23 protein-coding genes and 1 tRNA gene are annotated in these 25,051 nt (G+C 41.8%); 17 read left to right on the forward strand and 7 right to left on the reverse strand.

Annotated elements, in window-relative coordinates; all coding sequences use genetic code 11:
• Positions 1-38: 38 nt before the first annotated feature.
• From ABTP35_RS10660 to ABTP35_RS10720, 13 genes are all read left to right on the forward strand, one after another.
• Positions 39-356, forward strand: coding sequence for an FtsL-like putative cell division protein (locus tag ABTP35_RS10660; protein ID WP_224837550.1), 318 nt, complete (start codon positions 39-41; stop codon positions 354-356).
• Complete coding sequence (locus ABTP35_RS10665; RefSeq protein WP_293296453.1) at positions 356-2,365, forward strand: penicillin-binding protein; 2,010 nt, start codon at positions 356-358, stop codon at positions 2,363-2,365. The genes ABTP35_RS10660 and ABTP35_RS10665 overlap by 1 nt, the downstream gene beginning before the upstream one ends.
• Positions 2,362-3,825, forward strand: coding sequence for a UDP-N-acetylmuramoyl-L-alanyl-D-glutamate--2,6-diaminopimelate ligase (locus tag ABTP35_RS10670; RefSeq protein WP_293296451.1), 1,464 nt, complete (start codon positions 2,362-2,364; stop codon positions 3,823-3,825). Before ABTP35_RS10665 ends, ABTP35_RS10670 begins: the two co-directional genes overlap by 4 nt.
• 8 nt (positions 3,826-3,833) lie before the next feature.
• The gene (mraY, locus tag ABTP35_RS10675) at positions 3,834-5,054 is read left to right on the forward strand and encodes a phospho-N-acetylmuramoyl-pentapeptide-transferase (RefSeq protein ID WP_293296449.1); all 1,221 of its coding nucleotides are present in this window, start codon (positions 3,834-3,836) and stop codon (positions 5,052-5,054) included.
• Complete coding sequence (gene murD / locus ABTP35_RS10680) at positions 5,054-6,388, forward strand: UDP-N-acetylmuramoyl-L-alanine--D-glutamate ligase (protein WP_293296447.1); 1,335 nt, start codon at positions 5,054-5,056, stop codon at positions 6,386-6,388. The genes mraY and murD overlap by 1 nt, the downstream gene beginning before the upstream one ends.
• A 3-nt stretch (positions 6,389-6,391) precedes the next feature.
• On the forward strand, positions 6,392-7,597 hold the full coding sequence (locus tag ABTP35_RS10685; RefSeq protein ID WP_293296445.1) for an FtsW/RodA/SpoVE family cell cycle protein: 1,206 nt from the start codon (positions 6,392-6,394) through the stop codon (positions 7,595-7,597).
• Entirely contained in the window at positions 7,584-8,672 is a 1,089-nt protein-coding gene (murG, locus tag ABTP35_RS10690; protein ID WP_224837556.1) for an undecaprenyldiphospho-muramoylpentapeptide beta-N-acetylglucosaminyltransferase, read from the forward strand. Before ABTP35_RS10685 ends, murG begins: the two co-directional genes overlap by 14 nt.
• Positions 8,669-10,018, forward strand: coding sequence for a UDP-N-acetylmuramate--L-alanine ligase (gene murC / locus ABTP35_RS10695; protein WP_293296443.1), 1,350 nt, complete (start codon positions 8,669-8,671; stop codon positions 10,016-10,018). Before murG ends, murC begins: the two co-directional genes overlap by 4 nt.
• A complete protein-coding gene (locus ABTP35_RS10700; RefSeq protein WP_293296441.1) occupies positions 10,008-10,727 on the forward strand; it encodes a cell division protein FtsQ/DivIB in 720 nt (239 codons plus the stop codon). Before murC ends, ABTP35_RS10700 begins: the two co-directional genes overlap by 11 nt.
• Positions 10,728-10,730: 3 nt before the next feature.
• Positions 10,731-12,068 carry a cell division protein FtsA gene (ftsA, locus tag ABTP35_RS10705; protein WP_224837559.1) on the forward strand — a complete coding sequence of 446 codons (1,338 nt, stop codon included), beginning with the start codon at positions 10,731-10,733 and terminating at the stop codon, positions 12,066-12,068.
• Positions 12,069-12,095: 27 nt separating this feature from the next.
• Positions 12,096-14,087 (forward strand): cell division protein FtsZ, encoded by a 1,992-nt coding sequence (ftsZ, locus tag ABTP35_RS10710; protein ID WP_293296439.1) that lies wholly within the window; start codon positions 12,096-12,098, stop codon positions 14,085-14,087.
• A 99-nt stretch (positions 14,088-14,186) separates the two neighbouring features.
• Positions 14,187-14,639, forward strand: coding sequence for a GatB/YqeY domain-containing protein (locus ABTP35_RS10715; RefSeq protein ID WP_293296437.1), 453 nt, complete (start codon positions 14,187-14,189; stop codon positions 14,637-14,639).
• 9 nt (positions 14,640-14,648) lie between these two features.
• A tRNA-Arg gene (locus tag ABTP35_RS10720) sits at positions 14,649-14,722 on the forward strand.
• A gap of 114 nt (positions 14,723-14,836) precedes the next feature.
• Here ABTP35_RS10720 and ABTP35_RS10725 read toward each other — a convergent pair.
• Positions 14,837-15,424, reverse strand: a complete 588-nt coding sequence (locus tag ABTP35_RS10725) for a hypothetical protein (RefSeq protein ID WP_293296435.1) — start codon at positions 15,422-15,424, stop codon at positions 14,837-14,839.
• 598 nt (positions 15,425-16,022) lie between these two features.
• Here ABTP35_RS10725 and ABTP35_RS10730 point away from each other — a divergent pair.
• From ABTP35_RS10730 to ABTP35_RS10745, 4 genes are all read left to right on the forward strand, one after another.
• Positions 16,023-16,466, forward strand: a complete 444-nt coding sequence (locus tag ABTP35_RS10730) for a YHS domain-containing (seleno)protein (protein WP_252080357.1) — start codon at positions 16,023-16,025, stop codon at positions 16,464-16,466.
• A 107-nt stretch (positions 16,467-16,573) separates the two neighbouring features.
• Complete coding sequence (locus ABTP35_RS10735) at positions 16,574-17,059, forward strand: DinB family protein (RefSeq protein ID WP_293296433.1); 486 nt, start codon at positions 16,574-16,576, stop codon at positions 17,057-17,059.
• The gene (locus tag ABTP35_RS10740) at positions 17,047-17,766 is read left to right on the forward strand and encodes an NRDE family protein (protein WP_293296431.1); all 720 of its coding nucleotides are present in this window, start codon (positions 17,047-17,049) and stop codon (positions 17,764-17,766) included. Before ABTP35_RS10735 ends, ABTP35_RS10740 begins: the two co-directional genes overlap by 13 nt.
• A 6-nt stretch (positions 17,767-17,772) precedes the next feature.
• Positions 17,773-18,816 (forward strand): ATP-grasp domain-containing protein, encoded by a 1,044-nt coding sequence (locus ABTP35_RS10745; protein ID WP_293296429.1) that lies wholly within the window; start codon positions 17,773-17,775, stop codon positions 18,814-18,816.
• 6 nt (positions 18,817-18,822) lie between these two features.
• On the opposite strand, the gene ABTP35_RS10750 is transcribed toward ABTP35_RS10745, so the two are convergent.
• From ABTP35_RS10750 to ABTP35_RS10775, 6 genes are all read right to left on the reverse strand, one after another.
• The gene (locus ABTP35_RS10750; protein WP_224837566.1) at positions 18,823-19,296 is read right to left on the reverse strand and encodes a glutathione peroxidase; all 474 of its coding nucleotides are present in this window, start codon (positions 19,294-19,296) and stop codon (positions 18,823-18,825) included.
• Between the two features lie 2 nt (positions 19,297-19,298).
• Positions 19,299-19,718: a hypothetical protein gene (locus tag ABTP35_RS10755; protein ID WP_293296427.1), complete on the reverse strand. Its 420-nt coding sequence runs from the start codon at positions 19,716-19,718 to the stop codon at positions 19,299-19,301.
• Positions 19,719-19,810: 92 nt separating this feature from the next.
• Positions 19,811-20,791 (reverse strand): YpdA family putative bacillithiol disulfide reductase, encoded by a 981-nt coding sequence (locus ABTP35_RS10760; protein ID WP_293296425.1) that lies wholly within the window; start codon positions 20,789-20,791, stop codon positions 19,811-19,813.
• On the reverse strand, positions 20,791-21,450 hold the full coding sequence (rpe, locus tag ABTP35_RS10765; protein WP_293296423.1) for a ribulose-phosphate 3-epimerase: 660 nt from the start codon (positions 21,448-21,450) through the stop codon (positions 20,791-20,793). The genes ABTP35_RS10760 and rpe overlap by 1 nt, the downstream gene beginning before the upstream one ends.
• A 188-nt stretch (positions 21,451-21,638) precedes the next feature.
• Positions 21,639-22,502: an RNA polymerase sigma factor RpoD/SigA gene (locus ABTP35_RS10770; protein WP_100817395.1), complete on the reverse strand. Its 864-nt coding sequence runs from the start codon at positions 22,500-22,502 to the stop codon at positions 21,639-21,641.
• A 237-nt stretch (positions 22,503-22,739) separates the two neighbouring features.
• Positions 22,740-24,971: a polyribonucleotide nucleotidyltransferase gene (locus ABTP35_RS10775; RefSeq protein WP_288931255.1), complete on the reverse strand. Its 2,232-nt coding sequence runs from the start codon at positions 24,969-24,971 to the stop codon at positions 22,740-22,742.
• Positions 24,972-25,051 lie beyond the last annotated feature (80 nt).

The following is a 25,051-nucleotide window of genomic DNA, read 5'->3' on the forward strand; positions in this document are numbered from 1 at the left end:
GATTCCCGCGAAGATGGGAATAACAAAACGAACACAAAATGAGAAAAGGATTGCTGGACATATTAAAAGGAAAATTTTTGGTGAGCGGAGATGCTCCCAAGAATTGGATGTTCCTGTTGTTTGCCTCGTTTTTGGCAGCAATGATGATTTCCAGTAGTCATAATGCCGATAAAAAAGTATTGGAGATCGCTCAATTGAACGAGGAGGTCCGTAAACTTAAAAGTGAGTTTTTTGAAGCTCGTTCCAGTGTGCAACAGTTAAAATTGGAATCAACGTTGCGCGAGGTTGTAGCGGAAAAAGGTTTGGTGCCTTCTAAAAATCCACCAAAAAAAATTAAAGTTAAATCATCGGAATAGTGGCCATCACCGAAAAAAATATAATGAACAGATTGTACCTCGTAGCAACGGGGCTTGTTGTTTTGGCCATAGCAGTGGTGGTGAAATTGGTGGATATCCAAATGGTGCAGGGCGAAAAATACAAGGAATTGGCGCTCAGCAAAACCGAGAAGATGTTCACTATTGAACCAAATCGGGGCAATCTTTATTCAGAAGATGGTAGTCTGTTGGCGGCATCGGTTCCAAAATATGAAATCAGGTTCGATGCCAAGACCGTATCACAAGAAAATTTTGAGAACCACGTAGGTGCCTTGTCAGATTCTTTGGGCAAATTGTTCGATCGTCCATCTTCGTATTACAGACAATTGTTCCGTAAGGCCAGGGCCAATGGCAATAGGTATAAACTGGTCGCTCGTAATGTGGGTTATTTGGATTATGTTAGGATCAAACAATTCCCGCTCTTTAACCTGGGACCCTATAAAGGAGGTTTTGTGGAAACGCATCGTGTTGTGCGCGAATATCCTTTGGGTAAAATGGCCGCCCGTAGCATTGGTTACGAACGTGTTGACGAAAACGGTTACTATACCCGCGTAGGCCTCGATGGGGCATTTGGCGAAACCTATTTAAGAGGTAAAGAAGGCAAACGCTTAAAACAGAAAATAGCTAAAGGGCAGTGGAAACCCGTTGGTTTGGATAATATTGTGGAGCCACAGGATGGATTGGATGTGGTTTCCACAATCGATGTCAATATTCAAGATATAGCGCATCACGAACTATTAAAGCAACTGGAAAAATACAAGGCCGATCATGGCTGCGTAGTGGTGATGGAGACCCAAACAGGGGAAATCAAGGCGATTTCCAACTTGGGTAGAACTTCTGAGGGAAAATATTACGAGAAATTGAATTATGCCGTTGGCGAGTCACATGAACCAGGCTCTACATTCAAATTGATGTCCCTTGTCGCTGCTATGGAAGATAAGGTGGTGGATACCAGTTCTGTCATCGATACGGAAAAAGGAAGGTATCGAATTTATGATGGTGTGGTTAAAGATTCCAGATGGGGCGGGTATGGAAAAATTACCGTATCCAGAGCATTCGCCGTATCCTCCAACACGGCATTCGCAAAAATCATTAATGAAAATTATAAAGAAGAGCCCGAAAAGTTTGTAAACCGCCTAATGAACATGGGGCTTCACAAAAAGTTGGATCTGCCCATTATAGGGGAGGGCGAACCGGTTATCCGTTATCCCGGTGACAAAGGATGGTCGGGGATATCTTTGGGATGGATGTCCCATGGTTACGAAGTATCGTTGACACCCATTCAAACATTGGCTTTTTACAATGCCATTGCCAATGATGGAGAATATGTGAAACCTCGTTTGATCCAAGAAGTAAAGGACGGCAACAAAGTGGTTAAGCGTTTTGATAAACAAGTGCTCAACTCCTCCATCTGTTCCAAAGAAACTGTGAAAAAAGCGCAACAATTATTAAAGGATGTGGTGGAGAAAGATTACGGGACAGGCCATAAATTATACTCCAAGAATTTTTCTATGGCCGGTAAAACAGGTACCACGCAGAAAAATTACGTAGATAAAAACCCGGACAAGTTGGCTTATATCTCATCGTTTGCGGGTTATTTTCCGGCAGACAACCCCAAATATTCCTGCATTGTCGTGATTCACGAACCAGATAAGGAAGAAGGGTATTATGGAGCCGATGTATCCGGTCCGGTATTTAAGTCCATGGCCCAGAAGATCCATGCCATTTCGCCCATGGTAGACGAAGTGGACGGTGGGAGTTTTAAAGATTCCGATTTGGACAAGGACTACCAACAATATTTTGCACAAGTACAAAAAAAACACAGCACCTTGCCCAATGTAAGGGGTATGAGTGGAATGGATGCCGTTTCCCTTTTGGAGAACCTTGGTATTCAGGTTGAGGTGCATGGAAATGGAAAGGTGAAGAAACAATCTGTTGATCAAGGCACCCGTCTTGATCAAGTAAAGAAAATAATATTGGAGCTTTCATGAAGTTATTGAAGGACATATTATATGGTGTAAGTCTTTCCGCAGTGAGCGGGGATACCAGTGTCATGGTGAACCAAATCCACTTTGATTCCAGAAAAGTGGAAATGGACGATGTGTTCGTGGCCATTCGAGGTACGGTGACAGATGGGCATGAGTACATCCAAAAGGCTATAGATTTAGGTGCTAGGGCCATTGTCTGTGAAGAACTGCCCGAACTTGTTGTGAACGGTGTCGCTTATCTTCAGGTGAACGATTCCAATAGTGCATTGGCGGTAATAGCATCCAATTTTTACGAAAACCCCTCCAAAAACCTAAAACTTATTGGGGTAACCGGCACCAACGGAAAAACAACGGTAACGACCCTGCTGTACAATCTGTTTAAAAAAGCAGGATTCAAGGTCGGGCTTATTTCAACGATTAAAGTGCTGGTGGATGATATCGAGCATAAGGCTACGCATACCACTCCCGATGTAATAACGATCAACGATTATTTGTCCAAAATGAACGATGTTGGTGTGGAGTATTGTTTTATGGAGGTGAGTTCTCACGGTATTCATCAAAAAAGGGCAGAGGGACTTTTTTTTGAAGGTGCCATCTTTACCAACCTTTCCCATGATCATCTGGATTACCATAAAACATTTGCCGAATATCGGGATACCAAGAAAAAATTGTTCGATGGGTTGCCAAAAACGGCCTTCGCGCTGGTAAATATCGACGATAAAAACGGGCCTGTTATGTTGCAGAACACCAAGGCAAAAAAATACACCTACGCATTAAAATCCTTCGCCGATTACAGGGCGCAAATTTTGGAGAAACAGTTCAATGGTCAATTGTTGAAAGTTGATGAGAACGAACTATGGTCCAAACTTATTGGAGATTTTAACGCATACAATCTGTTGGCCATCTATGCCACCGCGGATATACTAGGTCTAGAAAAAATGGAGACCCTTAGGTTGATGAGCGAGCTGGAAAATGTGGATGGAAGGTTTCAATATTATATATCAAAAGAGCGAATAACGGCAATAGTTGATTATGCCCATACGCCGGATGCACTCAAAAATGTGTTGGTTACTATCAACGCCTTGAGGACTGGAAATGAAAACGTCATCACCGTAGTGGGGTGTGGTGGTGACCGTGATAAGTCAAAGCGTCCGGTTATGGGTCATATCGCTTCAGAAATGAGCGACCAAGCCATATTTACCTCCGATAATCCACGAACGGAATCCCCTAAAACCATTATTGAAGAAATGGAAACGGGTGTGGAACCTCAAAATACCAGAAAGGTGTTGTCCATTGAAAACAGGAGGCAGGCCATAAATACAGCTTGTAAATTGGCAATGGCCAACGATATAATCCTTGTGGCCGGAAAAGGCCACGAGACCTATCAGGAAACCAATGGTGTCCGGGTGGATTTTGATGATTTTAAAGAAGTGAAAGAAGCTCTTAAGAGCCTAAAAAAATAATGTAGTCCATGTTATACTACTTGTTCGAATTTTTAGAGAAACAATACCAATTGCCGGGAGCAGGACTTTTTCAGTTCCTCACCTTTAGGGCTGCCATGTCCGTATTGTTATCGCTATTGATCGCCATGGTCTACGGAAAGCGAATCATTCTTTTGCTTCAAAAAAAACAGATAGGGGAAAGCATTCGGGATTTGGGTCTGGAAGGACAAAAACAGAAAGCTGGAACACCCACAATGGGAGGGTTGATCATTATTATGTCCACCTTGTTGCCGGTAATTCTTTTTGCCGATATCAAGAATATTTATGTGATTCTACTGATTGTGACCACCATTTGGATGGGGATAATCGGTTTTATAGATGACTATATAAAAACCTTTAAAAAGGACAAACAGGGATTAAAGGGGCGCTTTAAAGTAATGGGTCAAGTTGTTTTAGGGTTGATTGTTGGCTTGACACTGTATTTCCATCCCGAGGTTACCATTAAGGAGAAAGATACCACAACCATAACCGAGAATTTTCGGGTAGAAAATGTTTTTGGTGAAGAGACCAAGTCTGTACGGACCAATGTGCCCTTTTTTAAGAACAACGAGTTGGATTACGCAGATTTTATTTCTTGGATGGGAGAGGGAGCGGAAGATTTTGCCTGGCTCATATTTATCCCGGTAGTGATCTTGATCGTAACAGCCGTGTCCAACGGGGCCAATCTAACCGATGGGATTGATGGTCTGGCCGCTGGTTCGTCCGCTATTATTGTGTTGACCCTGGGAATTTTTGCTTGGGTATCGGGGAACATTGAATTTTCCGATTATCTAGACATCTTTTACTTGCCCAGAGTGGGGGAATTGGTAGTTTTTATCGCGGCTTTTGTTGGCGCCCTGGTAGGTTTTCTATGGTACAATGCTTATCCCGCCCAGGTTTTTATGGGGGATACAGGAAGTTTAACCATAGGAGGAGTCATTGCAGTAATCGCCATTATAGTTAGAAAGGAATTATTGATACCGATTTTGTGCGGAATCTTCTTCGCGGAATCACTGTCGGTAATGTTACAGGTTGGGTACTTTAAGCATACCAAGAAAAAGTATGGCGAAGGTAGGCGAATATTCTTAATGGCGCCATTGCACCATCATTATCAGAAAAAATCCTACCACGAGAGTAAAATAGTGACCCGTTTTTGGATTGTTGGAATTTTGTTGGCCATAATTACCATAGTTACGCTAAAAATCAGATAATGGGTCGTTTGGTGATACTCGGTGGAGGCGAAAGTGGCGTAGGTACGGCCATATTGGGAAAAAAAGAAGGATTTGAGGTCTTTGTATCCGACAAAGGCGAAATAAAGGATAAGTACAAGAAAGTTCTTGAACATTTTGAGATTGAATGGGAATCGGGAAAGCATACCGAATCCAAAATATTGAATGCCGATGTAGTGATGAAAAGCCCGGGTATACCGGATAAGGTGCCGTTGGTAAAGTTACTCCTTGAAAAAGGTGTACCAGTTATTTCGGAAATAGAATTTGCATCACAGTACACAGGTGCGGACCTAATCGGGATTACCGGAAGCAACGGAAAAACCACTACCACGATGTTAACCTATCATCTATTGAAAAATGAAGGGTTGCATGTAGGTATGGCCGGAAATATTGGAGATAGTTATGCTAAAATGGTGTCCGAGGAGGACTACGATCATTATGTATTGGAAATAAGTAGCTTCCAGTTGGATGGTATTGTGGATTTTAAGCCCCATATAGCCATGATCACCAATATAACACCCGATCATTTGGATCGATATGAGTATAAATTCGAAAACTATATCGCTTCCAAGTTCAGAATAGCCATGAATCAAGATGAAAATGATTACCTGATCTACGATGCCGATGATCAAGTAATCCTTGATTGGTTAAAAAAACACCCAGTTAGATCCAAATTGTTTCCCTTTTCTGTAAAAAGAAAACTGGACGAGGGAGCTTGGTTAGAAAACAAAAAGATAAAAATGAAATTAGAACATAAAACCTTGGAGATGAACGAAGATATTTTGGCCTTGGAAGGTCAGCACAACGTAAAAAATACCATGGCGGCCAGTATGGCGGCTATGTTGGTAAAAGTTAGAAAAGAAACTATTCGCCAAAGTATCCAGTCATTTCAGGGAGTACCCCACAGATTGGAGAAGGTACTTAAGATAAACCATGTGGAATACATTAACGATTCCAAAGCGACCAATGTAAATGCTACATTTTACGCTTTGGACGGTATAAAACGACCTATTGTTTGGATTGCAGGCGGTGTGGACAAAGGCAATGACTATTCCGAGCTTATGCCATTGGTGAGGGAAAAAGTAAAGGCCGTTGTTTGTTTGGGAGTGGACAACTCCAAGTTAAAAGATGCTTTTGGGAATGTAATCGATTTGGTGGTCGAGACCTTTTCTATGGAAGAAGCCGTAAAAGTGGCCTATAAGATTGCAGAACGTGGAGATGCCGTTTTGTTGTCCCCAGCTTGCGCAAGTTTTGACCTGTTTTCCAATTATGAGGATAGGGGAGATCAATTTAAAAACGCAGTAAAAAAGTTGTAAAAAGTGTTGAGAGTATTCAAAAATCTGAAAGGTGATAAAGCCATTTGGGGTGTTGTGGCCCTATTGGCGCTTTTCTCATTTTTGCCAGTGTACAGCGCCAGTACCAATTTGGTTTATGTTAATGGAGACGGAACAACCTTGGGTCACCTGGTAAAGCATGCTGTATTACTGTTTTTGGGTTTTGGGATAATTTATGCCGTACACAGAATTCCTACCCATTACTTTAAAGGGCTGTCCATAATAGCTATGCCTATTGTTATTCTGCTTCTGATCTATACTTTGACCGTGGAAACCCGCATAGGTGGGGTAACGGCCAATCGTTGGATAAAAATTCCGTTGGTAGGTGTTAATTTCCAAACATCCACCTTGGCGGCAGTGGTCTTAATGATTTGGATCGCCAGATACCTGACCAAGATCAAAGACGTAAAGATAACTTTTAAGGAAAGTATTCTGCCACTCTGGTTGCCGGTAGCTTTAGTAGTGCTATTGATTTTGCCAGAAAATTTCTCAACCGCAGCCATTATAAGTTTTATGGCTCTGGTTCTGTGCTTTTTGGGCGGATATCCCCTAAAGTATTTGTTTGCCATGGTAGCCACAGGGATTGTATTTGCAGGAATGTTCTTGTTCGTACTGTTCAAGGCGCCCGAAGTATTGCCGCAACGTGCCGGAACCTGGAAATCGAGGATAGAGACCTTTATCCATCCGGAACAAGCGGACAAGGACGATCTGCACCAGTTGACATTGGCTCAGATTGCCGTGGCGGAAGGGGGCATTGTAGGAAAGGGAGCGGGCAAGAGTGTGATGAAAAACTTATTGTCGCAGAGTACTTCCGATTTCATTTTTGCCATTATTATCGAAGAATATGGTTTGCTCGGCGGCGGAGCATTGCTGTTTTTTTATCTACTGCTGCTCTTTCGCATTCTGGTAGTCGCACATTCGTCCAAAACAGTTTTTTCGAAATTACTGGTGATTGGGGTGGGTCTGCCTATTGTGTTCCAGGCATTCATCAATATGGCGGTGGTGGTCCAGTTGTTCCCCGTTACCGGTCAGCCGTTACCGTTGATCAGTATGGGAGGAACATCTATTTGGATGACTTGTATGGCGATAGGAATAGTTTTGAGCGCAAGCAATAAAAAGGAAAATTTGGAGGAGCAATCCCAAGGCATAGAAGATACAAACCCTTTAGAAGTATTAAGTGGGCAATTATAGATTTATACTATCTGGAGGAGGAACAGGGGGACATATATATCCCGCAGTGGCCATTGCCAACGAGCTAAAGAGGAGGTACCCGGATGCCAAGTTTTTGTTCGTGGGGGCAAAGGATAAAATGGAAATGGAAAAAGTGCCACAGGCCGGATATGAAATAAAAGGATTGTGGATTAGTGGAATACAACGGAAACTGACATTTAAAAATCTCATGTTTCCATTTAAACTGATGAGTAGTTTGTTAGGAGCGCGCAAAATAATAAAAGAGTTCAAGCCCCATGTTGCTATAGGAACAGGTGGGTTTGCTAGTGGCCCTTTGTTGCGAATGGCCGAAAGTTCTGGCGTTCCATGTGTGTTGCAGGAACAGAATTCTTTTGCAGGTATCACCAACAAACTATTGGCGGGCAAAGCGGAGAAAATTTGCGTAGCCTATGATGGGATGGAACGTTTTTTTCCGAAAGAGAAAATAGTGAAGACCGGAAACCCCATCAGAACAGATTTGATAGAACTGAAGGAAAATAAACAAGAAGCAGCTAATTTTTTTGGATTAGATGACAATAGAAAAACTGTTCTGGTTTTGGGTGGTAGCCTAGGGGCAAGAAGAATTAACCAGTTGATCGAAAAAGAGTTGGGATTTTTTCAAAAAAACCAGTTACAGGTACTTTGGCAATGTGGAAAACTGTATTTCGATGATTACAAAAAACATAACTCCGAAGCCGTCAAAGTATCGGCTTTTGTCAACCGGATGGATTTAGCCTATTCAATAGCCGATGTAATTATATCTAGGGCAGGAGCGAGCTCTGTGTCAGAGCTTTGTCTGGTAGGTAAACCGGTGATATTTATACCGTCTCCAAATGTGGCAGAGGACCATCAGACCCAGAATGCCAAAGCACTGGTCGCAAAGGAAGCTGCCATTTTGATCAAGGAAAATCAGTTGGATGCTGTGTTTGAAGACAAGTTTTCCGAATTGCTGAAGTCCGAAAGCATACAAGAACGGTTGGGGACAAACATTAAAAAAATGGCAATGCCAAAGGCTACGGAACATATTGTGGACGAAATTGAAAAGTTGTTGAAGTGAATTTGAAGGATATACATAGCGTTTATTTTATCGGTATCGGTGGAATCGGAATGTCCGCTCTTGCCCGTTATTTCAATTTTATAGGGAAAGAAGTGGCCGGCTATGATAAAACCCCAACCCCAATAACTGAAGGTTTGGAATCCTTAGGTATCTCGGTTCATTTTGAGGACAATGTGGATTTGATTGCGGATACGTTCAAGCACCCACAAACTTTGGTGGTGTATACTCCTGCAGTTCCAACATCACATTCTGAATATCAGTTTTATAAAAGCAACGGCTTTGATATAAAAAAGCGTTCTGAAGTGCTTGGGATTATAACCAAGGACTCATTCTGTTTAGCAGTGGCCGGGACACATGGTAAAACAACCACGACTTGTATTTTGGCGCATTTGCTCAAGGAGTGTAACTTGCCGATGACTGCATTTTTAGGGGGGATTTCGGAAGACTTCGATAGCAATTTTGTGTTGGATGGCACTGAATACTCTGTTGTTGAAGCCGATGAGTTTGATCGTTCATTTTTACGTTTGACACCGACGGTCGCATGCATCACATCTATGGATGCTGACCATTTGGATATTTATGGTAGCAAAGAGGAGTTGGGACGATCGTTTCATGAGTTCATTGGAAAAATCAAACCAGAAGGAAAGTTATTTGTGAGAAAGGGGTTGCCTTTGGTGGGAACCACTTTTGGGATAGAAGATGGAGCCGATTATTGCATTAAAAATATCGAAATTGAACAAGGAGCCTACATATTTGACATTGTGACGCCCTCGGAAGTAATCAAGAGAGTAACGTTCAACAAGCCGGGAAGACATAATCTGCTCAATGGATTGGCCGCTTTTGCAATGGCGGAACAAACCGGTTGCTCCTCGCATGCCCTTGCAAAGGCTTTAGGAACATTTAAAGGGGTTCAGCGTAGATTCTCGTATCAGATAAATACCAAGGATTTTGTTTTTATAGATGATTATGCACATCACCCGACCGAAATCAATGCAGTGCATCAAGCCGTCCGAGAAATGCATGCAGGAGAACAGGTCACTGTAATTTTCCAACCACATTTATTTTCAAGAACACAGGATTTTGCCGATGATTTCGCAGATAGTCTTTCGGATTTTGACCATGTCATTTTACTGGACATCTATCCGGCCAGGGAAGAACCCATTGAGGGAGTATCATCGGAATGGCTGTTGGAAAAAATAAAGAACCCCAATAAAAAGCTGATTTCCAAATCGGAATTGGTAGGGGAGGCAAGTAACTGCAAATCAGGAGTACTGGTAACTCTTGGAGCAGGGGATATTGGACTTGAGGTTCCAAAAATTAAAAAAGCATTGGGCTATGCGCATTAATTGGGATTACATAAAACTTACATTTTTGTCCGTGGCCGTAGTTGCACTCTATGGCTTTGCCGGACACAGAAATCAACAGAAAAAAGTCGAAAATGTGACCGTAAAATTTGTTGGTGAAAGCAATTTGTATTTAACTGAGGATGCGGTTAATAAATTGTTAATACAAAATTACGGACCACTAAAAAATACGCCCAAAGAACAGTTAGTTTTGAATACCATAGAGGAGATTCTTTTATCCAACGATATGGTCAAAAATGCCCAGGTGTATCTTACTGTAAATGGGGAGCTTGTATCCAAGATTGTTCAGCGTAAGCCAATTGGTAGAATAGAGGGTGTCTCCAAGTTTTATTTGGATGATCAGGGCAAACGCATGCCGCTGTCAAAGTATCATTCGGCCAGGGTACCAATAATTACAGGAAAAATTACAGGAAAAACCCTCGAGGATGCCTACGTGATATTGGATTATATCAATCAAGATGATTTTCTGAGAAAGAACGTCATCGGGATACATATTGAGGAAGAAGGAAATTATCAGCTCAGATTTCGCATGGAAAATTTTGTTGTGAATTTGGGAGGAGTGGACAATTTGAACAAGAAGTTCAAAAATTTTATGGCCTTTTATGCAAAGGCGGCCAAGGACAATTCCTTGGAGGATTATGCAACAGTTAGTTTGGAATTCAACAATCAAGTGGTTTGCACCAAAATTTAAATTATGGAACAGGGTAATTATTCAGTTGGGTTGGATATTGGAACTACCAAGATCGTAGCGATCATTGGTAGGGAAAATGAGTATGGAAAGATTGAAATATTGGGTATAGGGCGCTCTAAAAGTTTGGGCGTTCACCGCGGTGTGGTCAATAATATAACACAGACCATATCGTCTATTCAGCAAGCTGTTGAACAAGCGGAGCTCAATTCCGGTTTAAAGATCGGTTCCGTTGTGGTTGGTATTGCAGGTCAACATATCCGGAGTTTGCACCACAGTGATTATATCACAAGACCAAATTCTGAAGAAGTTATAGATCACGTGGATTTGGATAAACTGTGCAACCAAGTGTATAAGTTGGTCATGCTGCCGGGCGAGGAAATCATTCACGTGTTGCCACAAGAATATAAAGTGGATGGCCAATCCGAAATCAAAGAGCCTGTGGGAATGTACGGTGGGCGCTTGGAAGCTAATTTTCATGTAGTGGTGGGTCAAGTATCATCCATTAAAAACATTGGACGGTGCATTAAAAGTGCAGGTTTGGACCTAGGCAACATCACTTTGGAGCCTTTGGCATCTGCAGATGCCGTTCTTAGTCAAGAAGAGAAAGAAGCCGGTGTTGCTTTGATCGATATAGGAGGCGGAACAACAGACCTTGCCATTTTTAAGGATGGCATTATCCGTCATACCTCTGTTATCCCATTTGGAGGGAACGTAATTACGGATGACATTAAAGAGGGTTGCTCGATTATCGAAAAGCAGGCCGAACTATTGAAGATAAAATTCGGTTCCGCATGGCCTGGCGAGAACAAGGATAACGAAATAGTTTCCATTCCAGGGTTAAGAGGTCGGGAACCCAAGGAAATTACATTAAAGAATCTTTCCAAGATCATTCATGCCCGCGTGGTGGAAATCGTGGAACAGGTGTATGTGGAGATCAAAAACTATGGCCATGAAGAACAAAAGAAAAAATTGATAGCAGGTATTGTTTTGACCGGTGGAGGCAGCCAATTAAAGCACCTTAAGCAATTGGTCGAATACATTACCGGAATGGATACCAGAATAGGATACCCCAATGAGCACCTTGCAGGGGACTCGGACGAAGAAGTAGCCAGTCCACTATATGCCACGGCGGTAGGATTACTGATGAATTCTTTGGAAGCAAAAAAGAAGAATCAGGAGGTGCACCAAGAAGAAGTACACCAAGAAGAAGAAATTTTGGTAGGCCAAGAAAACGATTTGGGAGCACAGGCGAACAAAGCTACGGTGACCCAAACGGAGAGAAAATCCATTTTTGACAAATGGTCTGAAAAGTTGAAGGACTTTTTGGATAATGCAGAATAATAACCCCAGTAGAGAAACACGACTGTCATGAGTAAGAACACTGAGTTTGACAACATCGCTTTTGATTTGCCCAAGAACAAAAGCAACGTAATTAAAGTTATTGGCGTGGGCGGTGGCGGAAGCAATGCCATCAACCACATGTTCCAGGCCGGAATCAACGGTGTGGACTTCGTAATCTGTAACACCGATGCACAAGCATTGCAAAACAGTTCCGTACCCAACAAAATCCAGTTAGGGGTATCCCTTACGGAAGGGCTGGGAGCTGGTGCCAATCCAGAAATAGGCGAGCAAGCCGCATTGGAAAGTATGGAGGACCTTAAGGCCATGTTGGACAATAACACAAAAATGGCCTTTATCACAGCAGGAATGGGTGGAGGTACAGGTACCGGAGCTGCTCCTGTTATTGCCAAGTTGGCCAAAGAAATGGATGTTCTTACGGTAGGTATAGTTACCATGCCGTTCCAGTTCGAAGGGGCCATGCGTAATAAGCAAGCGCAAATGGGGATAGAGAAATTGCGCGCAAATGTAGATTCTTTAATAGTCATCAATAACAACAAGCTAAGAGAAGTATACGGAAATCTTGGGTTTAAGGCCGGTTTCTCTAAAGCAGACGAAGTTTTGGCCACGGCGGCAAGGGGTATCGCAGAGGTAATTACGCACCACTATACACAAAATATCGACCTTAGGGATGCCAAGACCGTACTTTCCAACAGTGGTACGGCGATAATGGGGTCGGCTGCAGCCTCCGGTTCTGCAAGGGCCACCGAAGCCATTATGAAAGCTTTGGATTCGCCATTGCTGAACGATAACAAAATCAATGGTGCAAAAAATGTACTTCTGTTAATAGTTTCCGGCACGCAGGAAATTACAATAGACGAAATCGGGGAGATCAATGATCACATCCAGATTGAAGCCGGACATGGAGCCAACATAATTATGGGGGTAGGAGAAGATGAGAACTTGGGAGAGGCAATTGCTGTTACCGTGATCGCTACAGGCTTTAATGTAGATCAACAAGATAATATTGTGAACACCGAGTCCAAAAAAGTATTCTATACCTTGGAGGATGAGCAAACCGCAGAACAGGATTTAACTCCCGAATCCACTTCGGTGCAAGAAGTGAATGTGGAGAATACGGTAACTCAAGAACCAACTCCCGAACCAGGGCCAAAAGTGGTGAAGCATACATTGGAAATGGAAGAGGAGCCCAAAATAGTCCCTCAAAAAATACAATTAAGAGACCCGGACTTGATACCGACCACTAGCTATATCAGAAACTTTAATGTTTTTTACGAAGAAGTGGTCCCAGAGAATGTGGAGGACGACTTTGTAATTATCGAGGCCAAAAATGTAATCAACAATATAAACGTTGTTGATGCGGAAGAGGTGTCCACAAAAAGCAATGAAGACCAATTTACCTTGAGTTTTGATATGCCATTGAACAATGAGGTAGAAGAAGAAGAAAAAGAGCATACCATAACGTTTAACCTAGATGATGATGGCTTAGGTGATGTGGAAGTAAACGATTACGTAGAAGTTAAGCCCGTTTTGGAATACAAGAAAGAAGGGGAGACACGTTACGACTTGCAAGAGTATATGGAGTTGGAGGAAAAACTGACCGGAGCCAAGTCAAAAGCAGAGACCCACGAACCAAAAATGGTCGAAAACGAAATTGTATTCGAGAAAAAGACCGTCAGGGTAGAAGAAAAAGATCAAGGAGCCGGTAAAAACGAGGAAACTACAGCCAATTTAGATCCGATGAACAGTTCCATCAGCGATATCCTAAAAGATAGGGCAGATGAGCGTAGGCGAAAGTTGAAAAACTTTAATTACAAGTTTCAAAACAATAGGAATAGCATAGACGATATTGAAAAGGAGCCCGCTTATAAGCGCCAGGGTGTCGATTTGAACGATGTTCCCAGAGAACAGAAAGTATCAAGGACTACCTTGGGGGAAGATAGCAACGATGATCTACAGTTGCGTTCCAATAATTCTTTTTTGCACGATAATGTTGATTAGTAGTGTTTAAATTAACTTCCATTTTTGTGGAAGGCATAAACCCGAAAGTACGTCTACTTTCGGGTTTATTTTTTATCTTCGCGATCTAAATCGGAATAGATGGGTTTGCAAGAAAAGATAATGACAGAAATGAAAGCCGCAATGAAGGCCAAGGACACCGTTGCCCTAGAATCTTTGCGTGCTGTTAAATCGGCAATCTTGTTGGCCAAGACCGATAAAGGTGCGGGAGCAGAGTTATCGGAAGAGGACGAAATCAAATTGGTTCAAAAATTGGTTAAGCAACGTAAGGATAGTGCGGCCATTTACAAGGAACAGGGCCGCGAGGATTTAGCAGAGCCCGAATTGGCGCAAGTGGCCGTAATTGAAAAGTTTTTGCCCGAGCAGCTTACAGAAGAAGAAATTGAAAAAGTAGTGGTGCAAACCATCGATGCCGTTGGAGCTTCCGGTATGCAAGATATGGGAAAAGTAATGGGAATTGTTTCCAAAGAATTGGCCGGACAGGCGGATGGAAAGACCATTTCTGCAATTGTCAAGGCTAAATTGAGTTCATAGATTATAAATGGCCCAGTAGTTCAACTGGATAGAATATCAGATTTCGGCTCTGAGGGTTGGGGGTTCGAATCCTCCCTGGGTCACAAAGACAGTAGAAAGCAAAAAGTCTGGATGTATTTCCAGACTTTTTTGTGTTATATTCAATGTCTTTCAACCAACTGCATAAAATCAACAAATTGGTTTTTGGGTATCAGATACTAATCCAACCCAAAAAGGGTTTTAGCATCCTCAAAGGTTGGTGGTATGTTTGAGGACAATCCAGTTTGGTCGGCCACATTCGCAGGCACCAAGACATAGCGAATTGTAAAGGCTGGGTTATTCAAGATTTCTAAATAAAGACCACTAGTATCGGGGTCAGTCAATAATACGAGAATACCATTAAATCCTTCAGAGACATTTAGAACTCCATATTCAAACTTCGCATTGTATAATTCAAAAGGTAGCAAATAGGTTGTGGTATATTCATCATTTATTATTTTTAAATACACGAGTACTACACCTCCACTGGCAGTAAACTCTTCTATATCTAGTTCTGGAACTTCAATTTGCATTGAGCTTATAGCGGGCTCTGATTCGGTCCAGTTGATGTTAAACCAATCAGAGGCAATTACATTGGCATTGCCATCTTCACCTGCGGGTCCTTGGGGACCTTGTTCACCGTTTATGCCGTCCATCCCATCAAGGCCATCTTCCCCATCTTTACCAGAGCAAGATGTTAGGGTAATACTTAGGCCTATGAATAGATAAAAGGCCATTTTCCATAAATTAAAACGTGTTGTTTTCATAATTAAATGTTTCAAGATTAATAAAGGATTTTACTTCGGAAGGATCAAACGAAATTGTTGGGAAGGAATATTAAATCTTTTGACAAAGGTCTTTTGATTGCCAATTTCAGCTATCGCAACATTCATTATTGCTTCCAAGTATGGGTATGTTTATAGTTAATAATAGGTCAAAATTAAGATGGGATACATGTATGATTTTGGTTCAATTGACAAATGCCCCTTTTGAATTGACGAATAATACAGTTGGAAAAGCCTGAACATAATTTTGAAGTAAAATACCTACAACAATTATTTGGTTGTGCTTTGATTCCTTGTTTCCTGAATCTTAAAAATTACTTTTACTGGATGGCTCTTTTTGTCAATTAGTCCAATTACTATGAAAACACTGATTTTTGACTTTAAGCAGCATAACCAGCTTTTAAACCATGACCTGCCTGAATTCATTTCTTCGAAACCAGATGCATAATAGTTTGTCAATAATCGGTTTAGGGTTTCATTCTAACTAATCCTGGTGTTTTTAAAAAAAAATGAAAGGAACACCTTTATTTTTAGACAAAATCTTCAATACCAACAAGCAACCATAAAAATTCCAGAATTTATGAAGTATCGAATAATGGTTTTTCTGTTTTTAACAGGTGTTTTAGTTCAAGGGCAATCCATAGATTATAATACCAAAAAAGGGTATGCAGCTCATGGATATGATGTGGTCGCCTATTTTGATGGTATCGCGACCATGGGCAAAGACCAATTTACCGCCATGTTTGATGGAGTAAATTATAAGTTTGTCAGCGAGGCAAATCTGGAAAAGTTTGTTGTACAACCCAATAGTTATGTACCACAGTATGGGGGTTATTGTGCCTATGCTGTCGCAGTAAATTCAAAAAAGGTTAATGTAGATCCCGAAACTTTTGAGATAAGAGGTGGAAAACTTTATCTATTCTACAACAAAGGAAAGAACAATACCCTCCAATTTTGGTTGAACCAATCACCGAATTCCCTTATATCGAAAGCGGATATAAACTGGGAGAATATCAAGAATTGAATATCTTTAAGGGCATGAGATTTCTGAGAGTGGACAACCTTTTGTATCCTATCGCTGGATGAGTTGCTTTGTTCGCATATAAATACGTAAATAATTAAACAATAACTATGTTCAAATCAACCTTGGATACATTGGAACAGTTTAAACAGGTTCTTTTGGAACTGCCTAAAGATTGTTACTCCCGATCATGTAATATATTGTCCAATGCCAGTATAGGTCAGCATACAAGACATGTGATCGAGCTTTACCTATGTTTGATCAAGGGGTATGATCAAGCAGATGTGTCCTACGATAGAAGAAAAAGAGACCGTAAAATTGAAAAAGACCTATCGTTTGCCATTGAGAAATTGGCTTTTATACAAATGCATTTAAAAAAGCCCAACAAGGCCATTCAGATCAGTTATGAACTTAATGGTGAAATACTTACATTGGATACCAATTACCACCGGGAAGTTATGTACAACTTGGAACACACCATTCATCATCAAGCGTTGATCAAAATTGGGATATGTCATTTTTCGGACCAGAAAGTGCCCGAAACTTTTGGAGTTGCTCCTTCCACCTTACAATTTAGAAAAGAATGTGCACAGTAAGTTTTATATCGTCCGGTGGGCAACGTTTTATTACATCGAACAGGGACGAGCATATTGATCGTCCTATGGCATTGCGGCCACAAGAAGAAACCATAGGTTCGGTGAAGGTACTTTTTCCAAAAGATCCCAAGGCGGGGGGTACCTGGTTCGCCATAAATGAAAACGGTTCGGTAGCTGTGCTGCTGAACGGTGGTTTTGTAGGTCACCCGCCCAATGGAAAATATGAAAGGAGCAGGGGACTGGTGCTTTTGGATATTGTTGTTTCTGACGATCCCTTAGCTTTGTTGCAAGAAATAGACTTATTGAGAATAGAACCCTTTACATTGGTGTTGTACACAGCCGAATTGCTGGAGTTTCGCTGGGACGGCCATCAAAAATACTTTAGGCCGTTGAACAAGGATAAAAGTTACATATGGTCATCATCAACACTTTACCGAGATAAGGTGATCGAACACAGGCAAACGTTGTTTAAAAAGTTTGTTAAAGGCAACTCCTTCATAACTTCTAAAGATGTGGTCGATTTTCACTCGAACAATCATGACGATTTTGAGAACGGATTTATAATCAATAGGGCATCGGGCTTAAAAACCTTTAGTGTAACTCAGGCCATATTGAACAAAGAGAGCGATGTTGTAATGCGTCATTTCGACCTGCTCAACAAAGTTGATTATGAAGTGCCCTTTTCCACCGGTCAGCTGATCAATTAAAACTATATGGGTCCATTAAAGCTCGCTTGGCATAAAATCACACATTGGGAATATTGGCCTTTCTGGTTGATTTATTATCCGATGTTTCCAGTTTGGCTTTATTATTCGATAAGAGCACGTTCTTTGTTCTTTTTTAATGCCGCCAATCCAGGCATGAAGAATGGGGGAATGGCCATGATATCCAAAATGGATATTTACAATATGATTCCTGCCCAATACATACCAAGAACAATATTTGTAAAAAAGGACGAGACGGCCGACCAGGCATTGGAACGGGTTTTAAATTCCGGGATCGCATTTCCATTTATAGCCAAGCCCGATATTGGAATGAAGGCGTTTGGCGTGGAAAAAATCCATAATAAGGATGAATTTCAAAAATATGTAAAATGGAGTCCCTCCCATTTTTTGGTTCAAGAGTTTGTTCCGTTCCAGAAGGAAGTTGGTGTTTTTTATGTTCGAAAACCGGGAGAGGCCAAAGGCAAGATTACTGGGGTCGTGTCCAAAGAATTTTTGTCGGTTACGGGTGATGGTAAAAGTACCTTATTGCAGTTGATCAAGAGTAATCCGAGGAGCCATTTTCAATTAAAGGTGCTAAAACAAAAGTTTGGTGATCAGTTAAACAGTGTTCTCCCCTTGGGAAAAGAATTTGTTCTGGTCCCCTACGGCAGTCACACCCGAGGAGCCAAATTTGTGGACATCTGTCATTTGATCAATGCGGATTTGAACAATACCATAAATGAGGTATGCACACAAATGAGCGGCTTTTATTATGGTCGACTGGATGTTCTTTGCAATACCTTTGAGGAACTTTGTATAGGAGAAAAATTCAGTATTATCGAAATAAATGGGGCAGGCGGGGAGGCGACCCATATTTACGACCCCAAACATTCGCTGTTCTGGGCTTGGCGCGAAGTGGCTCGCCATTGGAACCATTTATGCGAAATAAGCATACTAAATTATAAGCAAGGTCATTCATATCTGAGCTTCAGGGATGGCAGAACCATGCTCAAAGAGTCCGGAGCTCTTCAATCTCGGTTAAAAGTAGTTTAGCAGGGTTTATAAAATGCCACTGATAAAACTTTCCATGGCCTTTGGTTTTGATATGGGCGCGAATCGTTTTACCGGTTTTCCGTTTTTGTCAATTACAAACTTGGTAAAGTTCCATTTGATCTTACCTCCCAACAATCCTCTTAATTCTGATTTTAAATATTTAAAGATCGGGTGTGTGTCGTTACCGTTCACATCGATTTTGGCAAACATTGGAAAACTGACCCCGTAGTTTATTTGGCAAAACTCCTTGATGTCATTGGCGTCTCCCGGTTCTTGGTTTCCAAACTGATTGCATGGAAACCCCAAAACCACCAATCCTTGGTCCTTATATTTTGTATAGAGGTCTTCCAGGCCCTCGTATTGCGGAGTCAATCCACACTTACTTGCAGTATTCACCACAATAATGGTTTTGCCTTTATAGTTTTTCATGGATTCTGTAGTACCGTCCAATCGTTCTGCTTCAAAATTGTAAAACTCCATGGTTATTTGTTTTTGTCTTTAAGGTGTTCAAATGCTTTCGTGGACCAAAGGGCCCATAGAATTAAAACGGGCTGAAAAAACAACCGAACAAATCTCTTGAGATCGGTGTCCAGTCCAAATGCGTCAATGGCATTCGTGTATTGAGAAATGTTTCCTGGAAAAATCAAAACATAGAAAATGGCAAGCGCAATGCCCACTTTTGCTTTGTATTTGGTCAATAAAACCATGGATAACCCCAATAAAATTTCTATCACACCAGAAGCTACCACTATAAAATCCATAAAAGCTTCGCTTGTGGGCAACCATCGGGGTACTTGGGCCTGAAACTCTTCCCTTTGAAAAGTGAGATGAGCTATTCCGGCCATCATCATTAAAAGGCCAAGGATGACCCTAAATACATTTTGCATCGTACTTAAATTCATTTAAAAACTTTTTATGTGTTGGTTTAAAGATACTTATGTTAGGGTAAAAGCACTTTTGCAAAAGCTTTAAATGTTGACGCAAATCAACTTCTTTATGGTGTTGTGGACTTTAATTTTTGTCCAATACTTTTCATGATAATGGGCGCATGGATCCTAGAGTTTTCTATAAACCATTTATGGGTTTCCATTCCTCCGCAGATCACACCCGCTAAAAAAAGACCTTCAACATTGGTTTCCATCGTTTCAGGATCGTAGGTCGGCAATCGTTTGGGGTCACTGGAGAGTGTTATGCCAAGTTTCTCCAAAAAGGCGAAGTTGGGCATGTATCCGGTTAACGCGAGAACAAAATCATTTTCCAACGTTAAATCGCCTTCTGGGGTATTTAGTACAATTTCCGTTGGTTTTATCTCCTTGACCGTGGAGTTGTAATATGCTTTTATGCTGCCTTCTTCGATTCGGTTGATAATATCCGGACGTACCCAATATTTAACTCTTGAACCTACTTCTGGGCCACGGATAATCAAGGATACATCGGCGCCTTTTCGCCAACATTCCAATGCGGCATCTATTGCGGAGTTACTGGCGCCTACCACAGCCAGTTTTTGACTGGCATAATAATGGGGGTCGTTGTAATAATGTGAGACTTTGGGTAAATCTTCTCCAGGAACATTCATTTTGTTGGGTAAGTCGTAAAATCCGGTCGCTACGACCACATTTTTTGCCCGATAGTCATTTTTGTCAGTCTTCACCACAAAAAAATCACCCTGCTTTATGGTATCCGTTACTTTTTCAAATAAATGGATGTCGAGTTGGTTGGAGGTCACAATTCTTCGATAGTACTCCAATGCTTCGTTGCGTTTGGGTTTGGCCTCTTTGCTGATAAAGGGAATGTCGTCTATTTCCAATTTTTCCGAAGAAGAAAAAAACTGCATGTTCACAGGATAATTGAAAAGTGAGTTTACAATAGTCCCTTTTTCTATTATGATATAGGATAAACCCTGTTTTTTGGCCTCGAGGCCGCATGCAATTCCAATAGGGCCACCTCCGATGATGATGACATCAAATTCCTGCATTACGCTGTTTCTGCTTTTAGTTTTTTAATGGTTTCGGTAGGGTTATCGCTTTTAAATACAAAACTTCCGGCAACCAACACATCGGCACCGGCATCTACCAGTTTTTTGGCATTGTTGGCATTGACACCGCCGTCGATTTCAATTAAAGTGGTGGCATTTTTCTTAAGGATCAATTCCTTTAGGTCCGCTACTTTCTGATAGGTATTTTCTATAAAGGATTGGCCTCCAAAACCGGGATTGACACTCATTACAATGACCAAATCGATATCCTGAATGGTATCTTCCAATAATTTTACGGAAGTATGTGGGTTAATCGCCACACCGGCTTTCATACCTTCCGCTTTTATGGCTTGCAGTGTTCTGTGCAGATGGGGACAGGCCTCGTAGTGGACGGATAAATTATGAACGCCTAGATCCGCAAAAGTCTTGATATATCTGTCTGGATCTACAATCATTAAATGTGTGTCCAACGGCTTTTTTGCATATTTGGCAATGGCTTGCACTACAGGCATGCCAAAGGAGATGTTGGGCACAAAAACACCGTCCATAACGTCCAAATGGAACCAGTCGGCTTCGCTTTGGTTGACCATTTCGATTTCTTGCTGAAGATTGGCAAAGTCGGATGCCAATAACGAGGGGGCGATCATTGATTTGTTCATGTTACAAAGTTAGCCAATTACGGCCATCCATAAACGAAAAAAACTCCGGTAATCAGCCGGAGTTTATTCATCAATCAAAAAACGAACAGTCATGATAAACTGTTATATCTTACTAAAATACAACTTTCCTGCCAAAAATCAAATTTAAGGATAGTTTAACTGTACTTTAGTTGGTGATTTTGGGTGTTTTACCCCAAATATGTCTTTAAAATCTTACTTCTTGACGTGTGCTTCAACCTTCTAATCGCCTTTTCTTTAATTTGACGAACTCGCTCACGGGTCAAATCAAAAGTTTCTCCGATTTCTTCCAACGTCATGGAATGTTGGCCGGCCAATCCAAAGTAAAGTCTTATTACATCAGCTTCTCGAGGAGTAAGGGTTTCCAGGGCACGTTCAATTTCGGTACGTAACGAATCGTGCAAAAGTTCCTTATCAGGGTTTGGAGATTCGCCACTACGCAACACATCGTAAAGGTTGGAATCCTCGCCATCGATCAAAGGCGCATCCATGGATACATGACGGCCTGAGTTCTTTAAGGATTGTTTCACATCTTCCACGGTCATGTCCAATTCTTTGGCAATTTCCTCAGCAGATGGTGGACGCTCGTGCGCTTGCTCCAAGAAAGCAAAAGTTTTATTTATCTTATTGATGGAGCCGATCTTGTTCAATGGCAAACGAACAATACGTGATTGTTCTGCCAAAGCTTGCAAAATGGATTGGCGGATCCACCAAACAGCGTATGAAATAAATTTAAATCCACGGGTTTCATCAAAACGTTGCGCTGCTTTGATAAGTCCCAAATTACCTTCATTGATCAAATCGGGCAGTGTTAACCCTTGGTTTTGGTATTGCTTTGCAACCGATACCACGAACCTTAGGTTGGCTTTAGTTAATTTTTCCAAGGCTACCTGGTCGCCGGCTTTAATGCGTTGTGCCAACTCTACTTCTTCATCGGCGGTGATCAAATCAACCTTACCGATTTCTTGTAGATACTTGTCCAACGATGCGGTTTCCCTATTGGTAACCTGTTTTGTAATCTTTAACTGTCTCATCTAAAATTTCCCTTCATATTAAGTTTGTGAGCCGGAGCTCATTAGGTTATACGTTCAAAAAGTAAAAAAGTTACATTTTGGTAGCACTTTTTTAAAAAAACCTCATTTTTACGTATTGGGACCGCAAGTTTTCCATTGCGCTCGAAGGGACATTGTTGGACGCTGACAATTCCTCAAAAAACAAAACCCCAAGGCGAGTGCCTTAGGGTTGGTTTATCGGATAAAGATAGGATTTACCTAATCTCTTCTTGGCTTTCTATCTCTGTTGCCGCCTCTACGATCACCGCCTCTACGATCACCACCCTTGCGGTCGCCGTCGGTTCTTGGTGGACGCTCTTTGTAACCTTCCGGTTTTGGCAACAAGGCTTTTCTTGATACTTTTTCCTTCTTGGTCCTTGGATCTAGACCGAAGTATTTTACATCAAAAACATCGCCCATGTTCACTACATCGGATACGTTTTCGGTGCGTTCCCATGCCAATTCGGATACGTGAAGCAGTACTTCGTTGCCCGGTGCTTCTGTGTATTCCACCACTGCTCCGAAGTCAAGCATTTTTATCACTTTAACCTCATAAACACTTCCTACTTCAGGTTTGAACATCAACGCATCGATTTTTGCCAATACGGCATCGATACCATTTTGATCGGTTCCCAAGATTTCCACAATACCTTCTTCGGTATCGGGGTCTTCATTGATAACAATTGTAGTGTTGGTTGTTTTCTGAAGCTCTTGGATAACTTCTCCACCTTTGCCGATTAATGCTCCAATATATTCGCCAGGAATAATTCTGGTAACAATTTTTGGAGCGTAGGATTTAACTTCGGGTCTTGGCTCGGCAATTGTTTCGGTTAGTTTGCCCAAGATATGCATTCTTCCGTCTTTGGCCTGCATCAAAGCTTTTACCAAGATTTCGTAAGAAAGTCCTTTTACTTTAATATCCATTTGGCAAGCAGTGATACCATCCGCAGTACCAGTTACTTTAAAGTCCATGTCTCCCAAGTGGTCTTCATCGCCCAAGATATCGGATAGTACGGCATATTTACCGGTTTCTGTATCGGTGATCAATCCCATGGCGATACCGGAAACAGGTTTTTTCAACTGAACACCGGCGTCCATCAACGCCATGGTACCCGAACATACGGTTGCCATTGAGGATGAACCATTGGATTCCAATACTTCGGAAACAACACGAACGGTATATGGACAGTCCTCTGGAATCATTCCTTTAAGTGCACGTTGTGCCAAGTTACCATGTCCGACCTCTCTACGGGAAGTACCACGGATTGGTCGTGCTTCGCCAGTTGAGAAAGGAGGGAAGTTGTAGTGCAAATAGAATGTTTCTTCACCTTCGTAAGATGGCATATCTATTTGGTTTGCCTCTCTGGAAGTACCTAAGGTAACCGTTGCCAATGCCTGTGTTTCTCCTCGTGTAAAGATGGCTGAACCATGTACGGATGGCAGATAGTCTGTTTCGCACCAGATCGGTCTAACATCTGTTGTTTTACGTCCGTCCAATCGAAGCCCTTCGTTCAAAGTAAGGTTTCTAACGGCTTCTTTTTCGGTTTTATGGTAGTATTTGGAAACCAAGTCGCCAATTTCTTCCAACTCTTCTTCGGAGAAAGATGCTTTTATTTCTTCTTTAATGGCAGCAAAGGCTTCACCGCGCTCATGCTTGGAAGAACCTGCTTTGGCCACTTCATACACCTTATCGTAGGCCATGTCGTGGATTTTCTTCTGAAGCGCTTCGTCCTCGGCTTCTGGCTCGTACTCGCGAACTTCTTTTTTGCCGAAAGCTTCGGCCAATTTTTCCTGAGCTGCACATTGTACTTTAATGGCTTCGTGTGCAAATTTGATGGCCTCTACCATTTCCTCTTCGGAAATCTCGTCCATTTCACCTTCTACCATCATAACAGAATCTGCAGAAGCACCGATCATCATATCAATGTCGGATTCTTTCAATTGCTCCCTTGTTGGGTTGATGATGAACTCACCGTTTACCCTACCTACTCGAACCTCCGAAATGGCACATTCGAATGGGAAATCCGAAAGTTGAATGGCGGCTGATGCTGCCAAACCGGCCATTGCATCGGGCATAACGTCTTCGTCGTGAGACATCAATTGGATCATTACCTGTGTTTCGGAATGGTAGTCTTTTGGGAACAATGGTCTCAATACCCTGTCCACCAAGCGCATCGTCAATACCTCTCCGTCACTTGGTCTTGCTTCTCTTTTAAAGAAACCGCCAGGGTAGCGCCCTGCGGCAGCAAATTTTTCGCGGTAATCCACGGTTAGGGGCAAAAAGTCGACATCTGCGGCTTTATAGTTGGAAACAACTGTACACAATAGCATACATTTGCCGGATTGTACAACTACAGAACCGTGGGCCTGTTTTGCCAATTTTCCGGTTTCGATAGAAATCTCTCTACCGTCACCAAGGTCTATGACCTCTTTGAATGTTTTTGGAATCATAAAATTAATCTTACCCGAATAACTATTTCGGGTCGTTAAACATTTGGTCTACCGCCTTCCGGGCGGTCGGGTTGTGTTGT

The sequence above is a fragment of the Flagellimonas alginilytica genome, from assembly GCF_042134605.1.
GTDB classification, from domain to species: Bacteria; Bacteroidota; Bacteroidia; order Flavobacteriales; family Flavobacteriaceae; genus Flagellimonas; species Flagellimonas alginolytica.

Excerpts from the sequence above, each read along its gene's own strand:
- ABTP35_RS10730 (WP_252080357.1), top strand. The coding sequence starts at position 16,023 with ATGAAGTATCGAATAATGGTTTTTCTGTTTTTAACAGGTGTTTTAGTT.
- ABTP35_RS10670 (WP_293296451.1), top strand. The coding sequence starts at position 2,362 with ATGAAGTTATTGAAGGACATATTATATGGTGTAAGTCTTTCCGCAGTG.
- ABTP35_RS10770 (WP_100817395.1), bottom strand. The coding sequence starts at position 22,502 with ATGAGACAGTTAAAGATTACAAAACAGGTTACCAATAGGGAAACCGCA.
- ABTP35_RS10775 (WP_288931255.1), bottom strand. The coding sequence starts at position 24,971 with ATGATTCCAAAAACATTCAAAGAGGTCATAGACCTTGGTGACGGTAGA.
- ABTP35_RS10740 (WP_293296431.1), top strand. The coding sequence starts at position 17,047 with ATGTGCACAGTAAGTTTTATATCGTCCGGTGGGCAACGTTTTATTACA.
- ABTP35_RS10760 (WP_293296425.1), bottom strand. The coding sequence starts at position 20,791 with ATGCAGGAATTTGATGTCATCATCATCGGAGGTGGCCCTATTGGAATT.
- ABTP35_RS10750 (WP_224837566.1), bottom strand. The coding sequence starts at position 19,296 with ATGGAGTTTTACAATTTTGAAGCAGAACGATTGGACGGTACTACAGAA.
- ABTP35_RS10745 (WP_293296429.1), top strand. The coding sequence starts at position 17,773 with ATGGGTCCATTAAAGCTCGCTTGGCATAAAATCACACATTGGGAATAT.
- rpe (WP_293296423.1), bottom strand. The coding sequence starts at position 21,450 with ATGAACAAATCAATGATCGCCCCCTCGTTATTGGCATCCGACTTTGCC.
- murD (WP_293296447.1), top strand. The coding sequence starts at position 5,054 with ATGGGTCGTTTGGTGATACTCGGTGGAGGCGAAAGTGGCGTAGGTACG.
- ftsZ (WP_293296439.1), top strand. The coding sequence starts at position 12,096 with ATGAGTAAGAACACTGAGTTTGACAACATCGCTTTTGATTTGCCCAAG.
- ABTP35_RS10700 (WP_293296441.1), top strand. The coding sequence starts at position 10,008 with ATGCGCATTAATTGGGATTACATAAAACTTACATTTTTGTCCGTGGCC.
- ABTP35_RS10660 (WP_224837550.1), top strand. The coding sequence starts at position 39 with ATGAGAAAAGGATTGCTGGACATATTAAAAGGAAAATTTTTGGTGAGC.
- mraY (WP_293296449.1), top strand. The coding sequence starts at position 3,834 with ATGTTATACTACTTGTTCGAATTTTTAGAGAAACAATACCAATTGCCG.
- ABTP35_RS10715 (WP_293296437.1), top strand. The coding sequence starts at position 14,187 with ATGGGTTTGCAAGAAAAGATAATGACAGAAATGAAAGCCGCAATGAAG.
- ABTP35_RS10735 (WP_293296433.1), top strand. The coding sequence starts at position 16,574 with ATGTTCAAATCAACCTTGGATACATTGGAACAGTTTAAACAGGTTCTT.
- ABTP35_RS10725 (WP_293296435.1), bottom strand. The coding sequence starts at position 15,424 with ATGAAAACAACACGTTTTAATTTATGGAAAATGGCCTTTTATCTATTC.
- ABTP35_RS10755 (WP_293296427.1), bottom strand. The coding sequence starts at position 19,718 with ATGAATTTAAGTACGATGCAAAATGTATTTAGGGTCATCCTTGGCCTT.
- ftsA (WP_224837559.1), top strand. The coding sequence starts at position 10,731 with ATGGAACAGGGTAATTATTCAGTTGGGTTGGATATTGGAACTACCAAG.